The sequence below is a fragment of the Labedella endophytica genome, assembly GCF_003990045.1.
Taxonomy (GTDB): domain Bacteria; phylum Actinomycetota; class Actinomycetes; order Actinomycetales; family Microbacteriaceae; genus Labedella; species Labedella endophytica.
In genome coordinates this window covers 335,275-357,379 of sequence record NZ_RZGZ01000002.1, presented here as the reverse complement: position 1 = coordinate 357,379, position 22,105 = coordinate 335,275, and the positions used below count along the sequence as shown (strand labels likewise).

19 protein-coding genes are annotated in these 22,105 nt (G+C 70.2%); 10 read left to right on the top strand and 9 right to left on the bottom strand.

Translation table 11 applies throughout. The annotated features are described in order from the left end of the window. Window position 1 precedes the first annotated feature (1 nt). The 4 genes from ELQ94_RS05205 to ELQ94_RS05190 all read right to left on the bottom strand — a co-directional run bounded on the left by ELQ94_RS05205 (window position 2) and on the right by ELQ94_RS05190 (window position 3,424). The gene (locus ELQ94_RS05205) at window positions 2-271 is read right to left on the bottom strand and encodes a DUF6510 family protein (protein ID WP_127047901.1); all 270 of its coding nucleotides are present in this window, start codon (window positions 269-271) and stop codon (window positions 2-4) included. After that, window positions 271-987, bottom strand: a complete 717-nt coding sequence (locus ELQ94_RS05200; RefSeq protein WP_208007554.1) for a ferredoxin reductase — start codon at window positions 985-987, stop codon at window positions 271-273. Before ELQ94_RS05200 ends, ELQ94_RS05205 begins: the two co-directional genes overlap by 1 nt. A 40-nt stretch (window positions 988-1,027) precedes the next feature. Beyond that, entirely contained in the window at window positions 1,028-1,621 is a 594-nt protein-coding gene (locus ELQ94_RS05195; protein ID WP_127047899.1) for a sulfite oxidase-like oxidoreductase, read from the bottom strand. 138 nt (window positions 1,622-1,759) lie between these two features. Further along, the gene (locus ELQ94_RS05190) at window positions 1,760-3,424 is read right to left on the bottom strand and encodes a molybdopterin-dependent oxidoreductase (protein WP_127047897.1); all 1,665 of its coding nucleotides are present in this window, start codon (window positions 3,422-3,424) and stop codon (window positions 1,760-1,762) included. A gap of 78 nt (window positions 3,425-3,502) precedes the next feature. Here ELQ94_RS05190 and moaA point away from each other — a divergent pair, with 78 nt between their 5' ends. Then, window positions 3,503-4,570, top strand: coding sequence for a GTP 3',8-cyclase MoaA (gene moaA, locus ELQ94_RS05185; RefSeq protein ID WP_127047895.1), 1,068 nt, complete (start codon window positions 3,503-3,505; stop codon window positions 4,568-4,570). A gap of 1 nt (window position 4,571) precedes the next feature. Next, window positions 4,572-4,820, top strand: a complete 249-nt coding sequence (locus ELQ94_RS05180) for a MoaD/ThiS family protein (RefSeq protein ID WP_424977185.1) — start codon at window positions 4,572-4,574, stop codon at window positions 4,818-4,820. 13 nt (window positions 4,821-4,833) lie between these two features. Here the strand turns inward: ELQ94_RS05180 and ELQ94_RS05175 are convergent, their stop codons facing one another. From ELQ94_RS05175 to ELQ94_RS05160, 4 genes are read right to left on the bottom strand one after another with little or no spacing between them, the layout of a single operon-like run. Then, complete coding sequence (locus ELQ94_RS05175) at window positions 4,834-5,271, bottom strand: molybdenum cofactor biosynthesis protein MoaE (RefSeq protein WP_127047891.1); 438 nt, start codon at window positions 5,269-5,271, stop codon at window positions 4,834-4,836. Then, a complete protein-coding gene (moaCB, locus tag ELQ94_RS05170) occupies window positions 5,264-6,229 on the bottom strand; it encodes a bifunctional molybdenum cofactor biosynthesis protein MoaC/MoaB (protein WP_127047889.1) in 966 nt (321 codons plus the stop codon). The genes ELQ94_RS05175 and moaCB overlap by 8 nt, the downstream gene beginning before the upstream one ends. 26 nt (window positions 6,230-6,255) lie before the next feature. Then, window positions 6,256-7,455 (bottom strand): molybdopterin molybdotransferase MoeA, encoded by a 1,200-nt coding sequence (locus ELQ94_RS05165; protein WP_127047887.1) that lies wholly within the window; start codon window positions 7,453-7,455, stop codon window positions 6,256-6,258. Between the two features lie 4 nt (window positions 7,456-7,459). Beyond that, the gene (locus tag ELQ94_RS05160; protein ID WP_127047885.1) at window positions 7,460-8,578 is read right to left on the bottom strand and encodes a ThiF family adenylyltransferase; all 1,119 of its coding nucleotides are present in this window, start codon (window positions 8,576-8,578) and stop codon (window positions 7,460-7,462) included. A gap of 47 nt (window positions 8,579-8,625) precedes the next feature. Between ELQ94_RS05160 and ELQ94_RS05155 the strand changes: the two genes are divergently transcribed. Further along, window positions 8,626-11,769, top strand: coding sequence for a DEAD/DEAH box helicase (locus tag ELQ94_RS05155; protein WP_243696873.1), 3,144 nt, complete (start codon window positions 8,626-8,628; stop codon window positions 11,767-11,769). Between the two features lie 23 nt (window positions 11,770-11,792). On the opposite strand, the gene ELQ94_RS05150 is transcribed toward ELQ94_RS05155, so the two are convergent. Beyond that, window positions 11,793-12,617, bottom strand: a complete 825-nt coding sequence (locus ELQ94_RS05150; RefSeq protein ID WP_127047883.1) for a hydroxypyruvate isomerase family protein — start codon at window positions 12,615-12,617, stop codon at window positions 11,793-11,795. A 129-nt stretch (window positions 12,618-12,746) separates the two neighbouring features. Here ELQ94_RS05150 and ELQ94_RS05145 point away from each other — a divergent pair, with 129 nt between their 5' ends. The 7 genes from ELQ94_RS05145 (at window position 12,747) to ELQ94_RS05115 (ending at window position 22,097) form a co-directional block, all read left to right on the top strand. Continuing rightward, window positions 12,747-13,631 (top strand): NAD(P)-dependent oxidoreductase, encoded by an 885-nt coding sequence (locus tag ELQ94_RS05145; RefSeq protein ID WP_127047881.1) that lies wholly within the window; start codon window positions 12,747-12,749, stop codon window positions 13,629-13,631. Next, the gene (locus ELQ94_RS05140) at window positions 13,628-15,760 is read left to right on the top strand and encodes an alpha-amylase family protein (RefSeq protein WP_208007553.1); all 2,133 of its coding nucleotides are present in this window, start codon (window positions 13,628-13,630) and stop codon (window positions 15,758-15,760) included. The genes ELQ94_RS05145 and ELQ94_RS05140 overlap by 4 nt, the downstream gene beginning before the upstream one ends. Beyond that, window positions 15,753-16,691, top strand: coding sequence for an NAD(P)-dependent oxidoreductase (locus tag ELQ94_RS05135; protein WP_127047879.1), 939 nt, complete (start codon window positions 15,753-15,755; stop codon window positions 16,689-16,691). Before ELQ94_RS05140 ends, ELQ94_RS05135 begins: the two co-directional genes overlap by 8 nt. A gap of 69 nt (window positions 16,692-16,760) precedes the next feature. Then, the gene (locus ELQ94_RS05130) at window positions 16,761-18,071 is read left to right on the top strand and encodes an ABC transporter substrate-binding protein (RefSeq protein WP_127047877.1); all 1,311 of its coding nucleotides are present in this window, start codon (window positions 16,761-16,763) and stop codon (window positions 18,069-18,071) included. Then, complete coding sequence (locus ELQ94_RS05125) at window positions 18,071-19,060, top strand: carbohydrate ABC transporter permease (protein WP_127047875.1); 990 nt, start codon at window positions 18,071-18,073, stop codon at window positions 19,058-19,060. The genes ELQ94_RS05130 and ELQ94_RS05125 overlap by 1 nt, the downstream gene beginning before the upstream one ends. After that, the gene (locus tag ELQ94_RS05120) at window positions 19,060-19,971 is read left to right on the top strand and encodes a carbohydrate ABC transporter permease (protein ID WP_127047873.1); all 912 of its coding nucleotides are present in this window, start codon (window positions 19,060-19,062) and stop codon (window positions 19,969-19,971) included. The genes ELQ94_RS05125 and ELQ94_RS05120 overlap by 1 nt, the downstream gene beginning before the upstream one ends. Next, window positions 19,968-22,097 (top strand): family 10 glycosylhydrolase, encoded by a 2,130-nt coding sequence (locus tag ELQ94_RS05115; protein ID WP_127047871.1) that lies wholly within the window; start codon window positions 19,968-19,970, stop codon window positions 22,095-22,097. The genes ELQ94_RS05120 and ELQ94_RS05115 overlap by 4 nt, the downstream gene beginning before the upstream one ends. Window positions 22,098-22,105: the final 8 nt, after the last annotated feature.

Here is a 22,105-nt window from a genome sequence, read left to right as displayed (position 1 = left end):
GTTACGCCGAGGGCGCGCCGCGCTCCACGCTCACCGAGCTCACGCCGGGGAAACTCAGCACGACGCGCTCCGGCGTCTCGACGATCGTGATGAGGACATCGTCACAGGAGCGGCAGCGCACCACCAGGCCGTGGGCGCCGTAGACCATCTCGCTCGCGAGCGTCGTGGTCTCGCCGCAGCCGTCGCAGCAGCAGACCGCGGTGGTCATGTCCGTGTGGAACACCTCGGACAGCGGCCCGGCGAGGGCGTTCCCGTCCACGTGGCTCGACATCAGGATCCTCCGAAGCGTTCGGTCTTCACGCTCTGCGGCTCGTGACCCAGGTCGACGAGCGCACGTGCGACGGTCTCGACGAAACCGGTGGGTCCGCACACGAACACGCCGGGCGTCTCGGACACCGGGATCGTGGCCGCGGAGATGCGCTCGGGGGTTACGCGTCCCGGCGGTGTCGCCCAGCCCTCAGGCGCCGACCGCGTGTAGACGTAGTCGACGCGGAAGAGATCGGATTCAAGAGCGGCTATCTCGTCGGCGAAGAAGCGATCCTGGGGCGAGCGGACGGAGTACAGCAGCCGGAACGGCACGATGCTCCCGGACGCCGCGTGCGCACGGGCCATGGCGATGAGCGGGACGATCCCCGAACCGCCGGCGATGAGCTGGATCGGCCGGGTGTCCTCTGGCGTCCACACGAACCACCGTCCGAGCGGCCCGCGCACCTCGAGCTGATCGCCGGGGAGGACGTCATCGACGAGGTACGGCGAGACCTCGCCCGTGGTGATCTTGTCCACGGCCAATTGCACGGCCGGGCCGTCGCCGACGCTCGCGATCGAGTAGGACCGCACGGCCTGGTAGCCGTCGGGAGCCGTGAGGCGCAGGTCGAGGTGCTGGCCGGCGAGGTTGCCCGGCCAGCCATCCACGGTGATCGTCAAGCTGCGCCCCGTCGGCGTCTCCGTGCGCACGTCCGTGACCGTCCCGACCAACCAGTCCGTCACCGTCGACGGCTCATCCGCGCGGCGCGCGATCGTTCAGCGCTCACCAGTACCGCTGCTCCTGCCACGGGTCGCCGTACGTGTGGTAGCCGTTCTGCTCCCAGAAACCGGGCTCGTCGTCCTTCATCATGACGAGACCGTTGACCCACTTCGCGCTCTTCCAGAAGTAGAGGTGCGGGATCAGGAGTCGCGCCGGTCCGCCGTGCTCGGGGTCGAGGTCCTCGCCGTCGAACTCGTACGCGATCCAGGCCTTGCCGTCGAGCAGGTCCTCGAGCGGGAGGTTCGTCGTGTAGCCGCCGTAGGAGTGCGCCATGACGTAGTCGTAGCTCGACTCCACCTCCTCGAAGAGGGTGTCGAGGGAGACGCCGCGCCACGACGTGCCGAGCTTCGACCACCGCGTGACGCAGTGGATGTCGGTCGCGACGAGTTCGGACGGCAGTGCGCGGAACGCATCCCAGTCCCACGAATGCGAGGCGCCCGTCTCGGTGCGGATGGTGAACTCCCACTCCGCGGTGTCGATCTCGGGCGTGGGGCCGGCGGAGAGGACGGGGAAGTCCTCGGTGAGGAACTGACCGGGCGGGAGATCCGGCGTGCTCTCGCGAACGCGCCCTCCGAACCCACGACTGAACACGGCCATCTGGACCCCTTTTCCCTCGTCCGCTCATCGTACTGAGCGAGCGCCCGACACCACCACCATCCCTGAGGTGTCGCTTTCTGTTCCTCACAGCGGCGCGGAGGCGACAGTCCGCGACACCACAGTGAGGAAGGGGCGGGTCTAGGAGACGGAGACGTCGATCGTGTGCCAGCCCTCGGCGCCGTCGGGCACGACCGGTACCTCGCGCTCGCCCTGCGTCGTCCCTGCGTTGTCCGTGGCCCGGACCTGGAGCGTGTGGTCGCCGGCGGTCGCGTCCCACTCGTAGACCCACTGCACCCACGTGTCCGCCGAGATCGCGGTGGCGAGGCGCGCCTCGGTCCAGTCGCCGCCGTCCACCCGCACCTCGACGCGATCGATGCCCGTGTGCTGCGCCCACGCGACACCCGCGACGGCGACGGTGCCGGCGCTCACGCGCGCCCGGTTCGTCGGCACGTCGATGCGCGATTGCGTCTTCACCGGGCCCTCGGCCGACCAGCCCCGGTCCGTCCAATAGGCGCTCGCCGCGGAGAAGCGCGTGACCTCGAGGGAGACGACCCACTTCGTCGCCGACACGTAGCCGTAGAGCCCCGGCACGACGAGGCGCGCGGGGAACCCGTGTTCGACGGGCAGGGGCTCGCCGTTCATTCCGATGGCGATGAGGCTGTCCCGATCCTCCTCCTGCAGCACGGACAGGGGCGTGCCGGCCGTGAAGCCGTCGATGCTCCGGGAGAGGACCATGTCGGCGCCCTCACGCGGCTTCGCCCGGGCGAGCAGCTCCCGCAGCGGGTAGCCGAGCCACAGCGCGTTGCCGATGAGGTCGCCACCCACCTCGTTCGAGACGCACGCGAGGGTCACGGTCGACTCCTGCATGGGCAGCGCGAGGAGCTCGTCCCACGAGAGTTCGAACTCCTCCTCGACCTCGCCGAACACGCGGAGCGACCAGGTCGCGGGGTCGACGCCGGGCACCTGGAGGGCCGTGTCGATGCGGTAGAACTCGCCGTTCGGTGTCACGACGGGGGAGAGGCCGTCGATGCCGAGATCGGCGCCGGCCGGGACCGGAGCGGCGGGGGTCGCCGCGGTCGGCAGGCGCAAGGCGCGCCGAGCGGTGTCCGCCGCGGCCGCCGCCGCGTTGGCGACGCGCGCGCCGACGCCGACGAGGAGCGCACCCACCGCGGTCGCCCCGGTGAAGACGAGGAATCGACGGCGGGAGACGGCCGTGTCGGCGAGCGACGGGTCCGGAGAGATCGCCGTGCGGCTGTCCACCTGCCTCCCGGAGCTGCCGACGCCGATCCACGCGCTCAGCCGCTCCGAACCGAACCTCAGCACGAGAACTCCGACGATCACACCCGCGACGGTGGGACTGGCCCACATGCCGGTCGCTCCGGCGCGAGTCGTCGCGGCGATCACCGCGATCACGCCGACGATGCCCAGCACGACCGTGCCCCATGGGGGCCGACGCCACTCGAGCAGCCCGCTCAGAAACGCGAGAGCCGCCACGAGAACCGCCAGACAGAGCAGGAGGACCACCTTGTCGTTCGTCCCGAAGAGTGCGATCACCAGATCCTTGACCCACCCGGGGACGAGGTCGATCACGAGCGAGCCCACCGCGAGGAGCGGGCTCGCGGCGGGAGCGACGACGAGGGCGACGAGCTCGGCGATCGCGAGCGTCGCGATGGCGCTCACGACGCCCACCGCGCCGGCGGCGACCGCCGGGTGCGGGCGGGGAGGAGCCGGACGACCGGGGCCGCGGGGATCCCGCGCGGCCGGGGACGTGCTGGCGGCGGATTCGGGAGTGCGCGTCGACATGCCGGTCATGCTAGACCCGGACGCTGTGCGGGGACCGTGGCCGTACTGCTCGGGCACTGCGCGAACTAGGGTGAAGCCATGACGAGCATCGCTCTCGGGATCCCGGGCATCCGCCGGGCGCCCGACGTGCGCCCGGACACGACGGGCCGCCCAGAGACCGACGCGCTCATCGACCGCTTCGGTCGCGTCGCTCGCGACCTGCGCGTCTCCATCACGGAGAAGTGCTCGTTGCGCTGCACCTACTGCATGCCCGAGCAGGGCCTGCCCGCGATCGCGCGAAGGGATCTGCTGACGGCGGACGAGATCGCCCGCCTCGTCGGCATCGGAGCCCGCGACCTCGGCATGACCGACGTGCGCTTCACGGGCGGAGAGCCGCTCATGCGCGCCGACCTCGCGGAGATCCTCGCCAAGAGTTCGGCCGTCGCCCTCGGAGCCTCGATCTCCCTGACGACGAACGGCATCGGTCTCGACAAGCGCATCGACGAGCTCATGGCCGCCGGACTCACGCGCATCAATGTCTCCCTCGACACCGTCGATCGCGACCACTTCGCCCGCCTCACGCGCCGTGACCGGCTGCCCGCCGTGTTCGCGGGCATCGAGGCGGCGAAGCGTGCGGGGCTCACGCCGCTCAAGATCAACGCCGTGCTCATGCGCGACACCCTCGCGGGGGCTGCCGACCTCCTGGCCTGGTCGCTCGAGAACGGCGTCCGGTTGCGGTTCATCGAGCAGATGCCGCTCGACGCCGACGAGGCGTGGGCGCGCGACAACATGGTGGACGCGGCCGAACTGCTGGACGTGCTCGGCTCGCGTTTCACCCTGACGACCCCGCACCGCGACGACCCGTCCTCTCCGGCCGAGGAGTGGCTCGTCGACGGCGGCCCCGCGACCGTCGGCATCATCGCTTCCGTGACGCGCGCGTTCTGCGCGGCGTGCGACCGCACGCGACTGACGGCCGAGGGCACGGTGCGCTCGTGCCTCTTCGGCGACGACGAGACCGACCTCCGCGGCCTCCTCCGCGGGGGAGCGGACGACGCCGAGATCGCCGACCGCTGGCGCGCGGCGATGTGGGGCAAGCAGGCCGGTCACGGCATGGCGTCGGCCGACTTCGTGCGGCCCACCCGCAGCATGGGGGCGATCGGTGGCTGACGTGCTCCCCACGAGCGTGACCGTGCGGTACTTCGCGGCGGCAGCGGAGGCGGCCGGCCGGGAGGAGGAGCCGATCGAGGGTCCGACGACCGTCGGCGAGCTCCGTGCGCTCCTCGTCGAGCGCTACGGCGAGCCGATGGCGCGTGTCCTCGCGTCCGGTTCGTTCCTCGTGGACGGCGTCGTGCGCCGCGACGACGCCCGGTCGCTCGGTGCCCGCGTCGACGTGCTCCCGCCCTTCGCCGGCGGCTGAGGGGGAGACCTCGCTAGAGGCCGACCCACTCCGTGGCGCCTTCGGCGAGGTGCTGGCGCTTCCAGATCGGCACGGTCTTCTTGATGAGGTCGACGAGCCGCTCGCACGCCTCGAAGGCCTCGTGCCGGTGGGCTGCCGCGGCGGCGGCCACGAGGGCCGTGTCGCCCACCACGAGGGCACCGACGCGGTGCACCGCGACGACGCGCACGCCGGTCTCGCGGGCGATCGTCTCGCACGCCTCCGCCATGAATCGGGCGGCATCGGGATGCGCCTGATAGTCGAGGGCCGACACCGAGGCGCCGTGGTCGTGGTTGCGCACGATGCCCCGGAAGGTCACGAGAGCGCCATCCTGGTCGGTGAGCACGGCGGCCTCGACGGCCGACGCGTCGATGTCGTGATCGGAGATGAGCTCGAGCCCGCCCGGGGTCGCGGGGCCGGCGGCGTCACTCATGAGCGCCTCCTCCCGCGATCTGCGCGACGAGGTGCTCGAGGAGACCGTCGAGTACCGAGAGGCCGTCCTTCACGCCTCCGCGCGAGCCGGGCAGGTTCACCACGACGGTGCCGCCCGAGGTGCCGGCGAGCCCACGACTGAGCGCGGCGGTCGGCGTCTTCGCGAGGCCCGCGGCACGGATGGCCTCGGCGATCCCCGGCAGCTCGCGGTCGAGGACGCGACGGGTGGCCTCCGGGGTGCGGTCGGTCGGCGACATGCCCGTGCCTCCCGTCGTGATGATCACGGCGGGGGCGGTCGCGACGAGGGCGGCGAGCGTCTCGGCCACATCGGCGTCGGACGCGATGGTCACGCCGTCCACGGCGTAACCGTGGTCCTCGAGCCACGCGGAGATGACCGGCCCCGTGGTGTCCTCGCGCGTGCCCGCGGCCCCGGCCGTCGACGCGACGAGCACGGCCGCGGTGCCCGCACGCAGGGTCTCTCGCGTCCAGTGCCCGCGCTTGCCCCCGGTCTTCTCGACGAGTTTCAGGTCGTCGAGGATCGCTTCGGGGTCCACGGCCTTGACCATGTCGTGCAGGGTGAGGCCGGCGATCGCGACCGCGGTGAGCGCCTCCATCTCCACGCCCGTGCGGCCTGTCGTCTTCGCGGTCGCCGTCACGATGATCGCGGACTCGTCGAAGTCGAAGTCCACCGACACGGAGGTGAGCGGGAGGGGATGGCAGAGCGGGATGAGGTCGCTCGTGTGCTTGGCGCCCTGGATACCGGCGATGCGCGCGGTCGCGAGCACGTCGGCTTTCGGCAGGTCGTCGGCCCGGACGAGGGCGACCACGTCGGGCCGGGTGAGGAAGCGCGCGGTCGCCGTCGCGGTGCGATCGGTGACGTCCTTGCCGCCGACGTCGACCATGCGGGCCCGCCCGTCGGCGTCGAGGTGGGAGAGGGAGGTGGTGGGTCCGGCCGTCATGCTGCCCATGCTGTCACAGGGCCCCGTCAGAGGGCCCATACCTCGACGACGTCCCCCGCGTGCAGCTCGACGGCGTCCTCGGGAACGATCAGGAGCGAATCGGCCGCGGCGAGACCGGCGACGAGGTGCGACCCCGGCCCCGAGACCGGACGGACGACGGCGCCGTCGTCGTGGGCGCGGAGGAACTGGCGCTTGCCGGGCACGGATCGGAGGTCGCCCTCGAGGGCACGCGCCGACACGCGCCGAGCGGGCAGACCGGCGGCACGGCGGAGGAGAGGGGCGACGAAGACCTCGAAGGAGAGCTGGGTGCTCACGGGGTTGCCGGGGAAGCACACGACGGGCACGCCGTCCACGGCGGCCGTGGCCTGCGGTCCGCCCGGTTGCATGGCGACGGAGCCGACCTCACCTCCGAGGGGCTCGAGCGTCTCGCGCACGACCTCGTAGTCGCCCATCGAGATGCCGCCGGACGTGAGGACGAGATCCGCTGCGGCCGTCGCCGTCGCGAGCGCCCGGCGGAAGGCCTCGTGGTCGTCGGCCACTCGTTCCCGCACGACCACGTCGGCGCCCGCCGCGCTGACGGCCGCCGCGAGGGCCGTGCCGTTGGAGTCGAAGACCTGCCCGCGGACGGGGTCCGTTCCCGGTGCGACGAGTTCGGCGCCGGTCGTCACGACCGCGACACGCACGCGACGCCGGACGGACACCGTCGTGATGCCCGCAGCGGCGAGCGCGGCGAGGTGGCGGGAGGCCAGGAGCACGCCGGCGGGGATCAGGACATCGCCCGTGCGGATGTCGCTGCCGCGATCGCGCACGTACTCACCGACGCCGCGGGAGCGGCCGATGAGGACGGTGTCCGGCTCGCCCCCCGGCGAGGTGTCCTCCACGGGGACCACGGCGTCGGCTCCTTCGGGCACGACCCCTCCGGTCATGATGCGCACGACCGTGCCCGGTCGGAGCGCCCCGGGGTCGAGGGCTCGCGCGGCGATCTCACCCGCAATAGGGAGGATGACGGGAGCGTCCGCCACCTCGGCGGCCCGCACCGCGAAGCCGTCCATCTGCGAGTTGCGGAACAGGGGGAGATCGACGGGTGAGCCGACGGGTGACGCGGTGACGCGACCCGCCGCGTCGTCCACGGGGATGGTCTCCGTCTCCGTCTCGAGAGCGCGGGCGAGGAGGCCCGCGATGTGGTCGGCGTGCTCCTCGACGGAGCGGCGGGCGAAGGTCGGCATGGCGTCAGTACCTCACGATGGTCGGGTCGACGAGTCGGGACCAGGCATCGATCCCGCCGTCCAGGTGGCGTGCGGTCACGCCGGCGTCGGCGAGGATTCGGAGCGCCGTCGCCGAGCGGATCCCGTGGTGGCAGTGGAGGACCACCGGTCGCGACGTGTCGACCTCCCCGATCCGCTCCGGCAGGTCGCCGAGCGGGATGAGAGTGGCCCGGGGGATCGCCGCGATCTCGGCTTCCCAGTCCTCCCGCACGTCGACGAGGGTGACCGAGTCTCCGAGTGATGCGAGGGTCGGCGCGTCGATCGTGTCGGCGTCGGGCTCGGGCGACCCGGACTCAGTCCCCACCGCTGCGATCCCGCAGAAGAGGTCGTAGTCGATGAGCCCGGTCACGGGTTCCGCCTCGGGATCGGCGGCGTAGCCGAGTTCGCGGAATGTGCCGACGAGCCCGTCGAAGACCGTGACCCGACCGATGAGCGGGTCGCCGATTCCGGTGAGGATCTTGATCGCCTCGGACGCCATGAGCGATCCGACGACCCCGACCGTCGTGGGGAGCACGCCCCCGACGGCGCACGACAGCACCGAGCCGGGCGGCGGCGGGGACGGGAAGAGGTCGCGGTACTGGGGGCCGCGGCTCGCCCAGCTGACCCCCACCTGGCCGCCGAACTGCGACACCGCGCCCCACACGAGCGGGACGTCCGTCAGCACGGCCGCATCGTTCGCGAGGTAACGCGTGGGGAAGTTGTCGCTGCCGTCGAGCACGAGATCGTACGTCGCGAAGAGATCGAGGGCGATCGCCGACGACAGCCGCTCGGCGTGCCGCACGACCTCGACGTCGGGCGCGATGGCCGCGACGCGGTCGGCCGCGGAGTCGACCTTCGCCCGGCCGACATCGGACGTCCCGTGCACGAGCTGCCGGTGGAGGTTGCTCGTCTCCACCCGGTCGTCGTCGATGATGCCGATCGTTCCGACGCCGGCACCTGCGAGCGTGGGGATCACGGTGCTGCCGAGTCCTCCGGCCCCGATCACGAGCACGCGGGCGTCCGCCAGTCGATCCTGCCCGGCGACACCGAAGCCGGGGAGCGCGATCTGACGGGCGAACCGGGCGAATCGGGAGGAATCGGGCATGGCGCGATTATCGCACCGGTGTCCGTGGTGGATGGGAGGATCGAGTAATGACGAGTGCGCGCGGATCCGGGGCCGGCTCCGCCGACGCCTGGCGCACCGCCCTCGCTCCGTTCCGCACGGACACCCCGGCCCTTCCGGCTCCCGCGTCCACGAGATCGGCGCGGACGCGGCTCGCTCTGCAGTTCGAGCTGCGGGAGATGATCCCGCGCACGGCCCACCGCTGGAACGGTCCCACGTCGCGCGCCGTCGCGCCCGCGCGAGCTCCCGGCCGCGCTCGCCGCGGTGCGGAGCATGCCGAGGACCGCGCCGAGAACGCCGAGGAGGAGATCCCCGGTACCGGCGAGTTCCGGCTGGCGGCACGCCCCACGGCCGAGACCTCGCGCGGGTGGGCCCGCGGCACGATGACGTGGACGAACCTCCCGCACCTCGTGAACCGCATGAACCTCGACCCCGAGCAGCACCGCTGGTTCTGCGAGCTCGGGGCTCTGCATCGCGCGGCGGGAGCAATGGTCCTCGACCCCGATGCGAGCCTCATGTTCCTCGACGAGTTCGCCAACCCCGTGCTCTGGACGATGCTCGACCAGGCCGAGTCTCTCGGCATCGCCCTCATCGGCACCGGCCCCGGGTCGAACGTGACCGTCGGGTCGAGCGCTCGGGTCGAGATCGACGCGCGCCGCGTGGGTGACGAGATCCGGTTGCAGCCCCTCGTCACCGTCCACTTGCCGGGGGAGGCCGCCTCCCTCGACCTCCGGTTCACGCGCCCGATCGGGAACCACGGAGTGTCCTTCGTCGACCCGCGCGACGCTCGACGCATCGTCCTCGCGCCCACGGCCGCGCCCCTGGGGCCCGACGAACGGACGCTCCTCGGCGGCCGGGGTCCGCTCGCGGGTGGGCTCGTGGTGCCCGCGGACGCCGTGGACGAATTCACCTCCGTCTACGTCCCGGGCCTGCAGGAGCGGCTCGATGTCGTGAGCCTCGACGAGTCGGTGACGCTGCCGGCCGTCGTGGCCCCGACGCTCGTGCTCACGGTGGCCTACGGCTCCGGCCACGAGACCGAGCTGAGCTGGCGCTGGCGACGGCCCCGCGGTGGTGCTCCGTTCCCGGACCTCGGTGAACTCCTCCCGGACGGACTGCTCCCCGCCGAGTGGTTGCCGCAGGCCGCGGACGGCGATGGGTCAGCGTCGGACGGGCCACCGACGCCCGTCGACGCGATCCTCCTCGGCGTGGAGTCGGCCCACTTCGTCACGGAGATTCTCCCGCGGCTGCGCCTGCTCGACGGCGTCACGGTCGAGACGACGGGCACGAAGCCCGCCTACAAGGAACTCGTCGGGGACCCGGAGCTGATCGTCTCGACGATGCCGAGCGACAAGCGCGACTGGTTCGACCTCGGGGTCACCGTCACGGTGGACGGCCGCACGATCCCCTTCCTCCCGCTGTTCACCGCTCTCGCGAAGGGTCGGAAGCGCCTCCTCCTCGTGGACGGGACCTACCTGTCGCTCAAACATCCGGCGTTCGCGCGGCTCGCGGAGCTCATCGACGAGGCCAAAGACCTGGCCGAGTGGGAGACGACGCCGGTCATCAGCCGGCGCCACGTGAGCCTGTGGGCGGACTTCGAGGACCTCGCCGACGAATCGCGTCCCGCCCAGGAATGGCGCGACCTCGTCGCCGACATCGGCGACGGCGAGAGGGCGCCGGTTCCCGCCCCCGCCGGTCTCACGGTGGAGCTGCGCCCCTATCAGGCGGAGGGGTTCTCCTGGCTGGCTCACCTCTGGCGCCACGGACTCGGCGGAATCCTCGCCGACGACATGGGTCTCGGCAAGACGGTGCAGTGTCTCGCGCTCGTGCAGCACGCCGTCGAGCGGGCCGCGGCCACCGGTGCGGATCGACCGGCCCCCTTCCTCGTGGTCGCGCCGACCTCGGTCGCCCCCGCGTGGGTCGCCGAGGCGGCACGATTCGCCCCGGATCTCGTCGTGCGACGCATCGACTCGACGGAGGGTTCCGGCCGCGCCGTCATCGGCGACATTGCGCGGGACGCCGACATCGTCGTCACGAGCTACGCGCTGCTCCGCCTCGACGCCGAGGCCTACCGGGACGCGCCGGGCGGCTGGTCCGGCGCGATCCTCGACGAGGCGCAGTTCGTGAAGAACGCCGGTTCCCAGGTGCACGAGGCGGTCCGCGATCTCGGCGTCCCCTTCGTGCTGGCCGTCACGGGCACCCCGCTCGAGAACTCGCTCTCGGAGCTGCACGCGCTCCTGGCGCTCACGTCCCCCGGACTGTTCCCCTCCGCCCGCCGCTTCACGCAGGAGTTCGTGCGGGTCATCGAGGACCCCGTCGGCGGCATCACGAGCGGTCGGGGCGCCGGCGGCGCTCCCGCCGTGACCGCGGGACTCCGCTCCGAGCGGCTCGAACGCCTCCGACGACGCGTGGCGCCCTTCCTCCTGCGACGCACGAAGGACGTCGTGGCGCCGGAGCTGCCGGAGAAGACCGAGCAGATCCTCACGGTGGACCTCGCGCCCGAGCACCGCGAGCTCTACGACGTCTATCTGCAGCGGGAGCGGCAGAAGCTCTTCGGTCTCATCGAGGACCTCGACCGCAACCGCTTCATCGTCTTCCGCTCGCTCACCCTCCTGCGCATGCTCGCCCTCGACGCCGGGCTCGTCTCGGACGACTACGCGCACATCCCCTCGACGCGCCTCGACTCGCTCGTCGAGCATCTCTCGGAGGTCGTCGAGGAGGGGCACCGCACGCTCGTCTTCAGCCAGTTCACCTCCTATCTCGACAAGGTCCGCGCCCGGCTAGACGCCGAGGGGATCGCCTCGGTCACGTTGCAGGGGTCGACCCGCGACCGCGAGGGCGTCATACGCGAGTTCCGGGAGGGGAGCGCCCCCGTCTTCCTCATCAGCCTCAAGGCCGGCGGCTTCGGTCTCACCCTCACCGAGGCCGACTACGTGTTCCTGCTCGATCCCTGGTGGAACCCGGCGAGCGAGGAGCAGGCGATCGACCGTACGCACCGCATCGGCCAGGACAAGAACGTGTTCGTGTACCGGATGGTCGCAGCCGACACGATCGAGGAGAAGGTCATGGCGCTCAAGGAGCGCAAGCAGCAGCTCATCACCGGGGTGCTCGAGGATGATGGCGAGCTCTTCGGCCCCACGCTCGACGCCGGAGACATCCGGGAGCTGCTGGCCTGAGCGGCCCGTCGGGCGGCGATCGGCTAGTCGATGTCGGCGAGTACGTCGCTCTCGGTCGACGAGACGCGCGCGAGCCAGCCGAGACCCTCCGTCGTCGTGGAGGCGGGCCGGTACTCACACCCCACGAACCCGTCGTAGCCGATCTCGTCGAGGGCGGCGAAGAACGCGTCGAAGTCGATGGTCCCGGAGCCGGGTTCGTGGCGCCCGGGGCTGTCAGCGATCTGCACATGGCCGATCCGGCCGGCGTGGACCCGAAGCGCGTTCGCGAGGTCCATGCCGTTGTTGTGCAGGTGGTACGCGTCGAACAGGACGCGGACCGACGAGCGGTCGACCCGGTCGACGATCGCGATCGCGTCCTCCACGGTCTCGAGGGGATACGTCCCGTTCTCCCCACGAGTCAGCGGCTCCACGACGACGACGACTCCCGCAGGGGACAGGACGTCCGCGATGTTCCGGAGGTTCGCGACGGCGATGTCGGCGTGCTCCGCGGCGGGGACATCCGGCAGCGCGCAGCCGTAGAGGGCATTCACGACGCGGCAGCCCGTAGCGGACAGAATGCGGGAGAGCGCGACGAGATGCTCCGCGAGGAGGTCCTCGACGCCCGGGTGGGACAGGACGCCGCGGTCGCCCGACGGCATGTCCCCTGCGTAGAGGTTGAGGGCGCGGAGGGACACGTCGGCCTCGTCGATCGCCCGGAGGAACGCCGTCACCTCGTCGTCCGTCGGCACGGGGGTGGAGAAGGCCCACCAGCATTCGACGTCGTCGAAACCGGCCGCCTTCGCGGCGGCGAAGCGGTCGAGGAACGGTAGCTCGGTGAACAGGATGGACAGGTTGGCGGAGAACGGCATCGTTCGGTCCTTTCGGTCACGTGCTCTTGACACGAGTTTGGTATATCGAAATACTCAAACGCAAGGCCGGAGCAGAGCAGCTCGCTTTCTGCGGTGGTATATCGATAAATTCACGCAGAAGGAGAGACGATGGCGACCATCGGATTCGTGGGACTCGGCGTCATGGGACGCCCGATGGTGGCGAATCTCGCCGCCGCCGGACACACCGTCAACGGCTTCAGTCGCGGTGAGGCGAGCCGCTCGGCCGCTCGAGACGCCGGGCTGTCGGTCGTGGACTCGGTGGCCGAGGCCGTCGCGCACGCCGATCTCGTCATCACGATGCTCCCGGACTCGCCCGACGTCGAGGAGGTCGCTCTCGGCGATGACGGCATTCTCACCCACATCCCGGACGGGGCCGACTACATCGATGCGTCGACGATCCGTCCGGAGGTCGCCCGAAAGATCGCCTCCGCGTTCGTCTCGGCCGGCCACGGAGCCCTCGATGCGCCCGTCTCCGGGGGCGAGGCGGGGGCCAGGGAGGGAGCCCTGTCGATCATGGTCGGTGGCGACCCGGAGACCCTCGAGCGCTGGCGGTCCGTCCTCGACGCGGTCGGGGCCTCCGTCGTGCATGTGGGACCGAGCGGAGCGGGCCAGGTCGTGAAGGCCGCCAACCAGCTGGTCGTCGCCCTGCACCTCCAGGCGCTCGCGGAGGCCGTCGTCTTCCTCGAGGCGCAGTCCGTCGACGTCGAGACCGCGCTCTCCGTGATTCGGAAGGGACTCGGCGGCAGCACCGTACTCGAGCGCAAGAGCGACTCCGTGCTCGCCGGGGACTTCCGCCCCGGATTCCGTGCGGAGCTCCACGCCAAGGATCTCGCGATCGTCGAGGCGTCGGCTCGCACCGGCGGCGTCGGCCTCCCTGCGACCGGGCTCGTTTCCCAGCTGATGAGATCGGTCATCGCCCGGGGGAGCGGCGCGTCCGATCACTCGGCCCTCGTCGAGCTCGCGCGCGTCCTGAACGGCCGGGTGGACGCATGACCGCCACGAGCGAACGACCGACCGTCCTGCCCGCTACCGCTGGCATGGCCTCCGCCGCGGTCCGGCCCGGATGGTGGGACCGGCCCTTCGACATGTTCCAGACCAACCTCCGCGAGATCGACGCGCTCCTCGACGTCGAGACCGTGCTCGACGCGGTCGAGGACCACGGGGCGGGTGTCTGGCTGCTGAACGTCGGCGGCATCCTCTCGCACTACCCGACGTCCCTCCCGTTCCAGACCCGGAACCCGCTGCTCGACGAGCGACCCGGCGGCGATCTCGTGGGCGACGCCGTCATGGCGGCGCATGCACGCGACACGCGGCTGCTCGCCCGGATGGACTTCTCCAAGGTGGACGCCCGCGTCGCGGACGACCACCCGGAATGGTGCTTCCGCTCACCGAGCGGACAACGACAGACCTACGAGGGCCTCGTGAGCGTGTGCCCGAGCGCCGGCTACTACCAGGAACGCACCCTCGACATCCTCGACGAGGTCCTCGACCGGTACCCGGTGGACGGATTCTTCTTCAACTGGTTCGGCTTCAACGAGGTGGACTACGGTGGCACGGTCCACGGCGTCTGCCACTGCGACGCGTGCGCCGAGGCTTTCACCGCGGAGACGGGACGCGCCTCGTTGCCGTCGTTCGCCGGCGATGACGGCTACCTGGAGTGGAAGCAGTTCACTGCCCGCACGATCGACCGCCTCACGGACACCATCCGCTCCCACATCGCGGATCGGGCGCCGGATGCCGGACTGATCCTCGGCCGTTCCGCCGACATCCTCTTCCACGAGGCGAACAATGCTCTCGGACGGGCTCTCTGGCCCCACGCGACGAGCGAATCGGTGAGCGCCTTCCGGGTGTCGCAGCCCGAGAAGCCGGTGCTCGTGAACGCCGTCGCCTTCGTCGACATGCCCTACCGGATGGCGAGCGAACAGCCCGAGATGTTCTCGCAGTACCTCCTTCAGGCCATCTCGCGGGGCGCCAACCCATCGACCTACATCATGGGTCCCACCGGAGGCATCGACTACGCGTGCCTCCCGGCCGCCCGCACCGTCACGCGGTTCCATCGTGACAATGCCGCGATCTACGACGGACTGCTCCCTGCCGCCGACGTCGGGATCGTCCGGCCCGACCCGCTCGCGGCGACCGGGGAGACGCACGCCGCGTCCGTCTCCGAGTTCCGTGGACTGTTCTCCGGTCTCCTCGAACGCCACGTCGCCGCCGACGTCGTCCCCGCGGAGGCCCTCTCCGTGGTTCCGCTGGAGCGATTCCGGGTTGTCGTTCTGCCCGACCTCATCGAGCTCGACGCGGCGGCGGAACGCGCGCTCGGTGCGTTCGTCGAGGCCGGGGGACGCGTCGTGGCGACGGGTCGTTCGGGTATCCGCGCGGACGGATCGACCACACCGTGGCTGCCTGGCGAGACCCAGCTCGCGGTCGAGGCCGATGCCGACGCGCTCAAGTCTTCCTATGTTCAGGTCGTCGAGTCCCCGGTCATCGAGGGCTCGACACTCGTCCCGCTCCGCGGGCGTGTGCACACCCTCTCCTGGCGCCCGGACACGGAACAGCGGCACCGGATCATCGCCGCCGCTCCCTACGGGCCGCCAGAGAAGGCCTATGGACACGTCGTCGGCACCGAGGTCGGCTGCGCGATCGCGCGACACGGCCACGGGTACGCCGTCCAGATCCCGTGGACGGTGGGTGCGGCCTACCGCGAGCTCGGTCTCACATCCATCCGCGACCTCGCCGTCGACGTCGTCGCGGAGGCCGTCGGACAGGATGGAACCGTGACAGTGGACACGAGCGAGCATGTCGAGGTGTCCGTCGGACGCTCGCGGGCAGGTCTCGTCGTCCACCTCCTGAACCAGTCAGGCCAGCGCCGTAACAGCATGGGGCCGTCGGTTCCTGTCCACGGCACGACGCTCCGCTTCCCGGGGAGCGCGGCCGGGGGAGCGGAGGAGATCCGCGTCCTCGCACCTGGAGTGGAGTCCTCGGCCGGCACCGGTTCGGGTCACGAGCTCCCGGCGACCGTCCGGACCGACGGAGCGGATCTCGTCGTGGAGATCCCGGAGATCGCGGACGCCGCCGTGGTCGTCATCGGTCCGGCGCACGACGAGGAGGGTCGCCATGAGTGAGGTCGTGCTGGTCCGGGGAGGAGAGGGCGAGATCGTCCGCTCCCGGATCCGCGCGGAGTTCCCCGACGTCGTGGTGTTCGACGACGACGACGGTGCGACGACGATCGACCCGTCTGTGACGATCGTCGCGGGGCGCGTCCCCGACGCCGCCGTCGATGCCGCCGCATCGTTGTCCTGGGTGCACTCCTGGGCTGCCGGCGTGGAATCCGACGTGGGTCCGCGGCTCCGAGCGACCGATATCACCGTGACCTCGTCAGCCGGCAATGGAGCGGTTCCCCTCGCCGAGCACGCCCTCCTCCTCGCTCTTCTGCTCGATCGTGGTGCCACCCGCTGGTTCGACTCCGCCCGCTCGGCCCGCTGGGACCGCTTCACCCACGGGGAACTCTTCGGGAAGACCCTCGGCGTCTACGGCTTCGGGAACATCGGCGAGGCCCTCGCGCCTCGAGCGCGCGCCTTCGGGATGACGGTCGTCGGCCTCCGACGGACCGTCGGCCGATCGACTCCCGACATCGACCGCATGTACGCGCCGGACGAGATGCTCGAATTCGCCGCCCGCTGCGACGTGCTCGTCGTGGCAGCCCCGCTCACGACGCACACGCGGGGCGCGATCGATCAGTCGGTCCTGTCGGCTCTGCGCCCCGGGGCGACGGTCGTCGTGGTCTCCCGTGGGGGGATCGTCGTCGACGACGACCTCCTCGACGCGCTGCGATCGGGAGGGGTCGCCGCAGCTGGGCTCGACGCCCACGCGACGGAGCCGTTGCCCGCCGACTCACCGTTCTGGTCCCTCGAGAACGTCGTCGTCACGCCGCACAACGGTGCGACGACCGCCGCCACCGCCGCTCGCGGCACGGAGATCTTCCTGGACAACCTGCGCAGGAGGGTCGAGGGCGAACCCCTCGTCAATCGCGTAGACCTCGTCGCCCTCGCCTGAGCATCACCACCCCACCCGCACCACCACATCGTCATCACTCGTACAACGTCGTATCGAAAGAAGGACACCATGTCGAAATCCACTCTGCAGGACGTCAGCCGTCGGAACTTCCTCACCTACGCCGGCGTCGGCGCGATCACGGTAGGCGCCTTCGCGCTCGCCGGATGTTCTATCGGAGGGGGATCCGGCGGGACCGGGACCACCACCGTCCGCTTCGCCTGGTGGGGAGGCGCCGATCGGCAGAAGGCCTACCTCGCCGGGCTCGACAGCTTCGGGCAGCAGAACGAGAACATCACCGTCGAGCCGGAGTTCGGGGACTACAACGCGTTCCAGGAGCGCATGACCACGCAGATGGCCGCTCGCGACGTGCCGGAGGTCTTCTGGATCCCGTCTCCTGCCGTCCTGACGTACCGTGATGCGTCGATCTACCGCGACCTCGAGGGCATCGAAACGCTCGACCTGAGCGCGTTCTCCGCGGCGGAGATCGACTCGTTCCGGCTCGACGGCGTGCTCGACACCCTCCCCAAGTCGATGTTCAGCCCCGTGCTCCGCTACAACTCGACGTTCATGGAGGAGGACGGCGTCACCCTCCCCGAGGACCTCACATGGGAGGCGCTCTCCGAATTCCTCATCGACTACACGAAGGACAACGCGAACGGCCGGAAGGGCACGACGTACGGTCCTTACCACGACATGCCCTTCGAGTCGTTCGTCCGGCAGCACGGCGAGGACCTCTGGACGAAGGACGGGAAGCTCGGTGCGAGCGTGGACACGGTCGCCGAATGGATCGACTGGTGGGAGACGCTCCGCAAGGCCGGGGCGACGACGACCGTGAGCGAGCAGGACGGCATCGAGGCCTCATGGTCGCTCACGGGCAATAAGGTGCTCGCGACCTTCGCGAACAGCAACCACATCGTCGACGAGGCGCTCGCCTTCCCGGACTACACGTTCGACCAGCGCGACATCCCCGCCTTCGCCGATGCCGCAGCCGGCTACCACTTCGTGTACTACAGCCGGTTCGCCATGTACGCCCGCGCGGAGGACGACCGGGTGGACGCCGCCGGCGAACTCATGAGCTTCAACCTGAACTCCCTCGAGTTGCTCAAGCTCGTCGGGCTCTCGGCGGGAGCCCCGCCGAACACGTCGCTCCTCGACGAGTACGAGCCCGAGGCGACGGAGGTGGAGAAGAAGGTCATCGCCATCACGCGGGAGATCGCCGCGACCGAGCGTCGAGACCGGTTCGAGGCTCCCGCCGGATCGGGCAATTGGCGGACGATGTTCGTCCGCGAGCTCGAGGCCGTCACCCTGGGCGACCGGTCGGTCTCCGACGCCGCGTCCAACTTCGTCGATGCCGTTACGGCCGAGATCGAGACAGCCTGATGACCCTCCTCAACAGACGCTCCCGCGGCGCGGGGGAGAACGCGCCACAGGCGCCACCACCGGACACGGAGAGCATCGTCACGGGGCGGAAGGCGGGCAACCGCAAGCCGACCTCTCTCCGTCAGGGCTGGGTCGCGCACATCTTCCTCCTCCCGTGGATGATCGGGATGATCGTCGTGACCGCCGGTCCGCTGATCGCATCGGCGATTCTCGCGTTCACCGACTACGACCTCCTCTCGGCCCCCGAGTTCATCGGCTTCGACAACTTCACCCGCATGATGGAGGACGACCGGTACTGGGCATCGGTGGGCGTCACCCTCACCTACGTCGTGGTGTCCGTGCCGCTGCAGCTGATCTTCGCCCTGTTCCTCGCGATGATCCTCGACAAGGGCATTCGCGGGCTCGCGATCTACCGCAGCGGCTTCTATCTCCCGTCGCTCCTCGGCGGCAGCGTCGCGATCGCGATCCTCTGGCAGCAGCTCTTCGGAGACTCGGGTCTCGTGAACGAGGGCCTCGGCCTCATCGGGATCGAGGCGGACAGCTGGCTCCAGAACCCCGATACGGCGCTGTGGACGCTCATCATCCTCAACGTGTGGACGTTCGGGTCGCCCATGGTGATCTTCCTCGCCGGCCTGAGGCAGATCCCCGAGGAGCTCTACGAGGCGGCGGAGGTCGACGGCGCCGGGAAGGTGCGGCGGTTCTTCTCGATCACCATCCCGCTCCTCACCCCGATCATCTTCCTCAACCTCATCCTGCAGATGATCGGCGCCTTCCAGGCGTTCACGCCCGCGCACGTGGTGAGCGGGGGCACGGGTGGACCGCTCGACTCGACCCTGTTCTACACGCTCTACATCTACCAGGAGGGCTTCGTGAACTTCGACATGGGCTACGCGGCCGCCATGGCGTGGGTGCTCCTGCTCGTCATCGCTCTCGCGACGGCGCTCAACTTCATCGCATCCCGTCGCTGGGTGCATTACGGAGACGAATGATGGCCATCCTCGACAGAGACGTCCAGGCGACCGCCGCTGCGGGGAAGCCCCTCGAGCCGGCCCCGCGTCGGCGGCGGGCGGGCACCGGTCGCGGACGGCGGATCACGCGACACGCGTTCCTCGTGCTGTTCGCGCTGCTCATGCTCTACCCGCTCATCTGGATGATCGTGAGCTCGTTCAAGCCGAGCAACCTGATCCTCACGCAGACGGGCCTCTTCCCGAGCGAGGTGACCCTCGAGAACTACACGGGAGGGTGGGACTCGCTCGGCACGCCGTTCACGACGTTCCTCATCAACTCGGGGGTCGTCGCGGTCGGATCCATCGTGGGCAACCTGTTCTCGTGTGCGCTGACCGCGTACGCCCTCGCTCGGTTGAACTTCCGGGCGAGCAAGCTGTACTTCGGGCTCACGCTGCTCACGATGATGCTGCCGTTCCACGTGCTCGTCATCCCGCAGTACATCTTGTTCGCCGAGATGGGCTGGGTGAACACGTACGCTCCGCTGCTCATCCCGAAGTTCCTCGCCACCGATGCGGTCTTCATCTTCCTCATGGTGCAGTTCATCCGGACCCTGCCGCGCGAGCTCGACCACGCGGCCATGCTCGACGGGGCCGGCCCGTTCCGGATCTTCTGGTCGATCATCCTGCCGCTCATGCAGCCGGCCCTCATCACGACCACGATCTTCACCTTCATCTGGACGTGGAACGACTACTTCGGGCCACTGCTCTACCTCACGAAGACGAAGCTCTACACGGTGCCGGTCGCGCTCAAATCGCTCGTGGACTCGGAGACGCAGAGCGGAATCGGCATCATGTTCGCGATGTCGCTCGTCTCCCTCATCCCCATCCTGCTGTTCTTCCTCTTCGCCCAGAAATACATCATCAAGGGCATCGCCACGACGGGAATCAAATGACGACGACACAGACCCTCTCGACCGGCGGCGAGACGATCCCATGGTTCAGTGGCGACCAGCGGTGGACGCAGCTCACCTTCGTGGAGGACGACCCGCTGCACGTCGACATCGACGCCTGGGCCGACATCATCGACCGGACGGCGTCGACGGCGATCTGCATCAGCGCCGGCGGGTACATCGCCTTCTATCCCACCGCCATCCCGCTGCATTACCGCAGCGTCCATCTCGGGAACCGCGACCTGCTCGGCGAGATCGTCGACCTGGCTCGCAGCCGCGACATGGTCGTCATGGCGCGTGTCGATCCGCATGCAGTGCACCGGGACGTGCGGGACGCGCACCCGGAGTGGATCGCGCGAACCGAGGACGGGGCCCTCCAGGAGCACTGGGCGCACCCGGGGACGTTCGTCACCGACGCCTACGGCGAGTACAACTGGGAGTTCACGACCGAGGTCGCCCGCGAGATCACGGCGACGTACGACATCGACGCGGTCTTCGCGAACCGGTGGCAGGGCCACGGGCCCGCCTACACGGAGACGGCCGAGGGGCTCTTCCGGGCCGCGAGCGGCTTCTCCCTCCCGACGTCCCGCGACGCAGCCGACGGGGAGGCCTGGCGAGCCTACCGGGGGTGGCGGCGGGAGCGTCTCAGCGACCTCGTCGCGCACTGGGACGCCGCGGTCCGCGACGTGAAACCCGCCGTGCGTTTCATCCCCAACCTCGGTTCCTTCGCCGCCGGAGAACTGCGCGACGACGTCGCGCGGAATCACGTCCCGTTCTTCCTCGTCGACCACCAGGCGCGCAACGAGGGTGAGACGCAGTGGGCCGCGGGCCGTGACGCCAAGCGCACCCGCGCCGTCCATCCCGACAAGCCCGTCGGACTCATCACCTCGGTCGGCCCCGAGTCGCACGGGTACCGCTGGAAGGACTCGGTCAACGCCGGGCAGGAGACCGTTGGCTGGATCGTCGACGGCTTCGTGCACGGGGCTTTTCCCTGGTTCACGAAATTCGCCGCCCGCATCCACGACACCCGCTGGGTGCCGGCCGTGGAACGCGCCTTCGCCCTCCACCGGGAGATCGGGTCGACCTGGCAGGAGGCGCGCCCGGTGGCCGAGGTATGCGTGTGGGACGTCGACGGTTCGTTCGCCGACGACCGCACGCGCCGGGCGTCCGCCGGGATGTACCAGGCGCTCGTCGAGCTGCGGGTCCCGTTCGAATTCGTGGGGGAGCGGGGGCTCCATCGTCTCGGCCTGCCCGAGACCCGCGTCGTCGTCCTCCCCGAGGTCGACGAGGTGAGCGCCCGGTCCGCGGCGGCCCTTCGAGCCTTCGTCGAACGGGGCGGAGATCTCGTCGTGACGGGCCCGGGGCCACGCATCGACGGCGGTATCCGCCTCGTGACCGAGCTGACGGGAGCATCCCTCGGGGACCTCTCCGCAGGCGTCGTGCGCAACAACTACGTGCAGCGGACGGCCGACGGCGGCCTCGACGCGGGCTTCGACGGTGCCGACCGGATCATCGGCGGCACGCGATTGGCTCGTTACGAGCCGACCGACGGCGTCGCGGTGCACTGGAGGTTCGTGCCCGACCACCCCGACCTCCCGATGGAGGAGGTCTATCCGCGCGGCGAGGCCGTCGACCCCGCGGTCTTCAGCTCCCCCCTCGCCCCGTCCCTCCGTTCTGAGAGCACGGCAGGCACGATCCACGTCGTGGCCTTCAACATCGCGGAGCTGTACCAGGAGACGCTTCTCGGCGATCACTTGACGCTGCTGCGGAACGTGCTCCGTGCCGCGCTCGACGGTGGGGCGCTCGTCGAGGTCCACGGTGACGGACTGATCGATGCCGCCGCGTGGGTCGACGACGAGTCGTTCGTGTTCGCCTTCGCGAACCTCACCGATCCCATGGCCATGCGAGGTCAGCAGCGCGCGGTCACGCCGCTCCTCGGCGTCGAGGTGACGGTCGATCTCGATCGGCTGTCCACCGCGGCGGGGCACACGGTCGACCCGGACGCCCTACGGGCGCAGTCGGTCGAGAACGGACGTTTCGCGGAGGTGGCCATCCAGGTCTCCGACGGGTCGGCCGTCGTCACGCTGCTGCCGGTCCACGAACTCGGGGCTCTTCGCCTGCTCTGGTGACGTTCGTC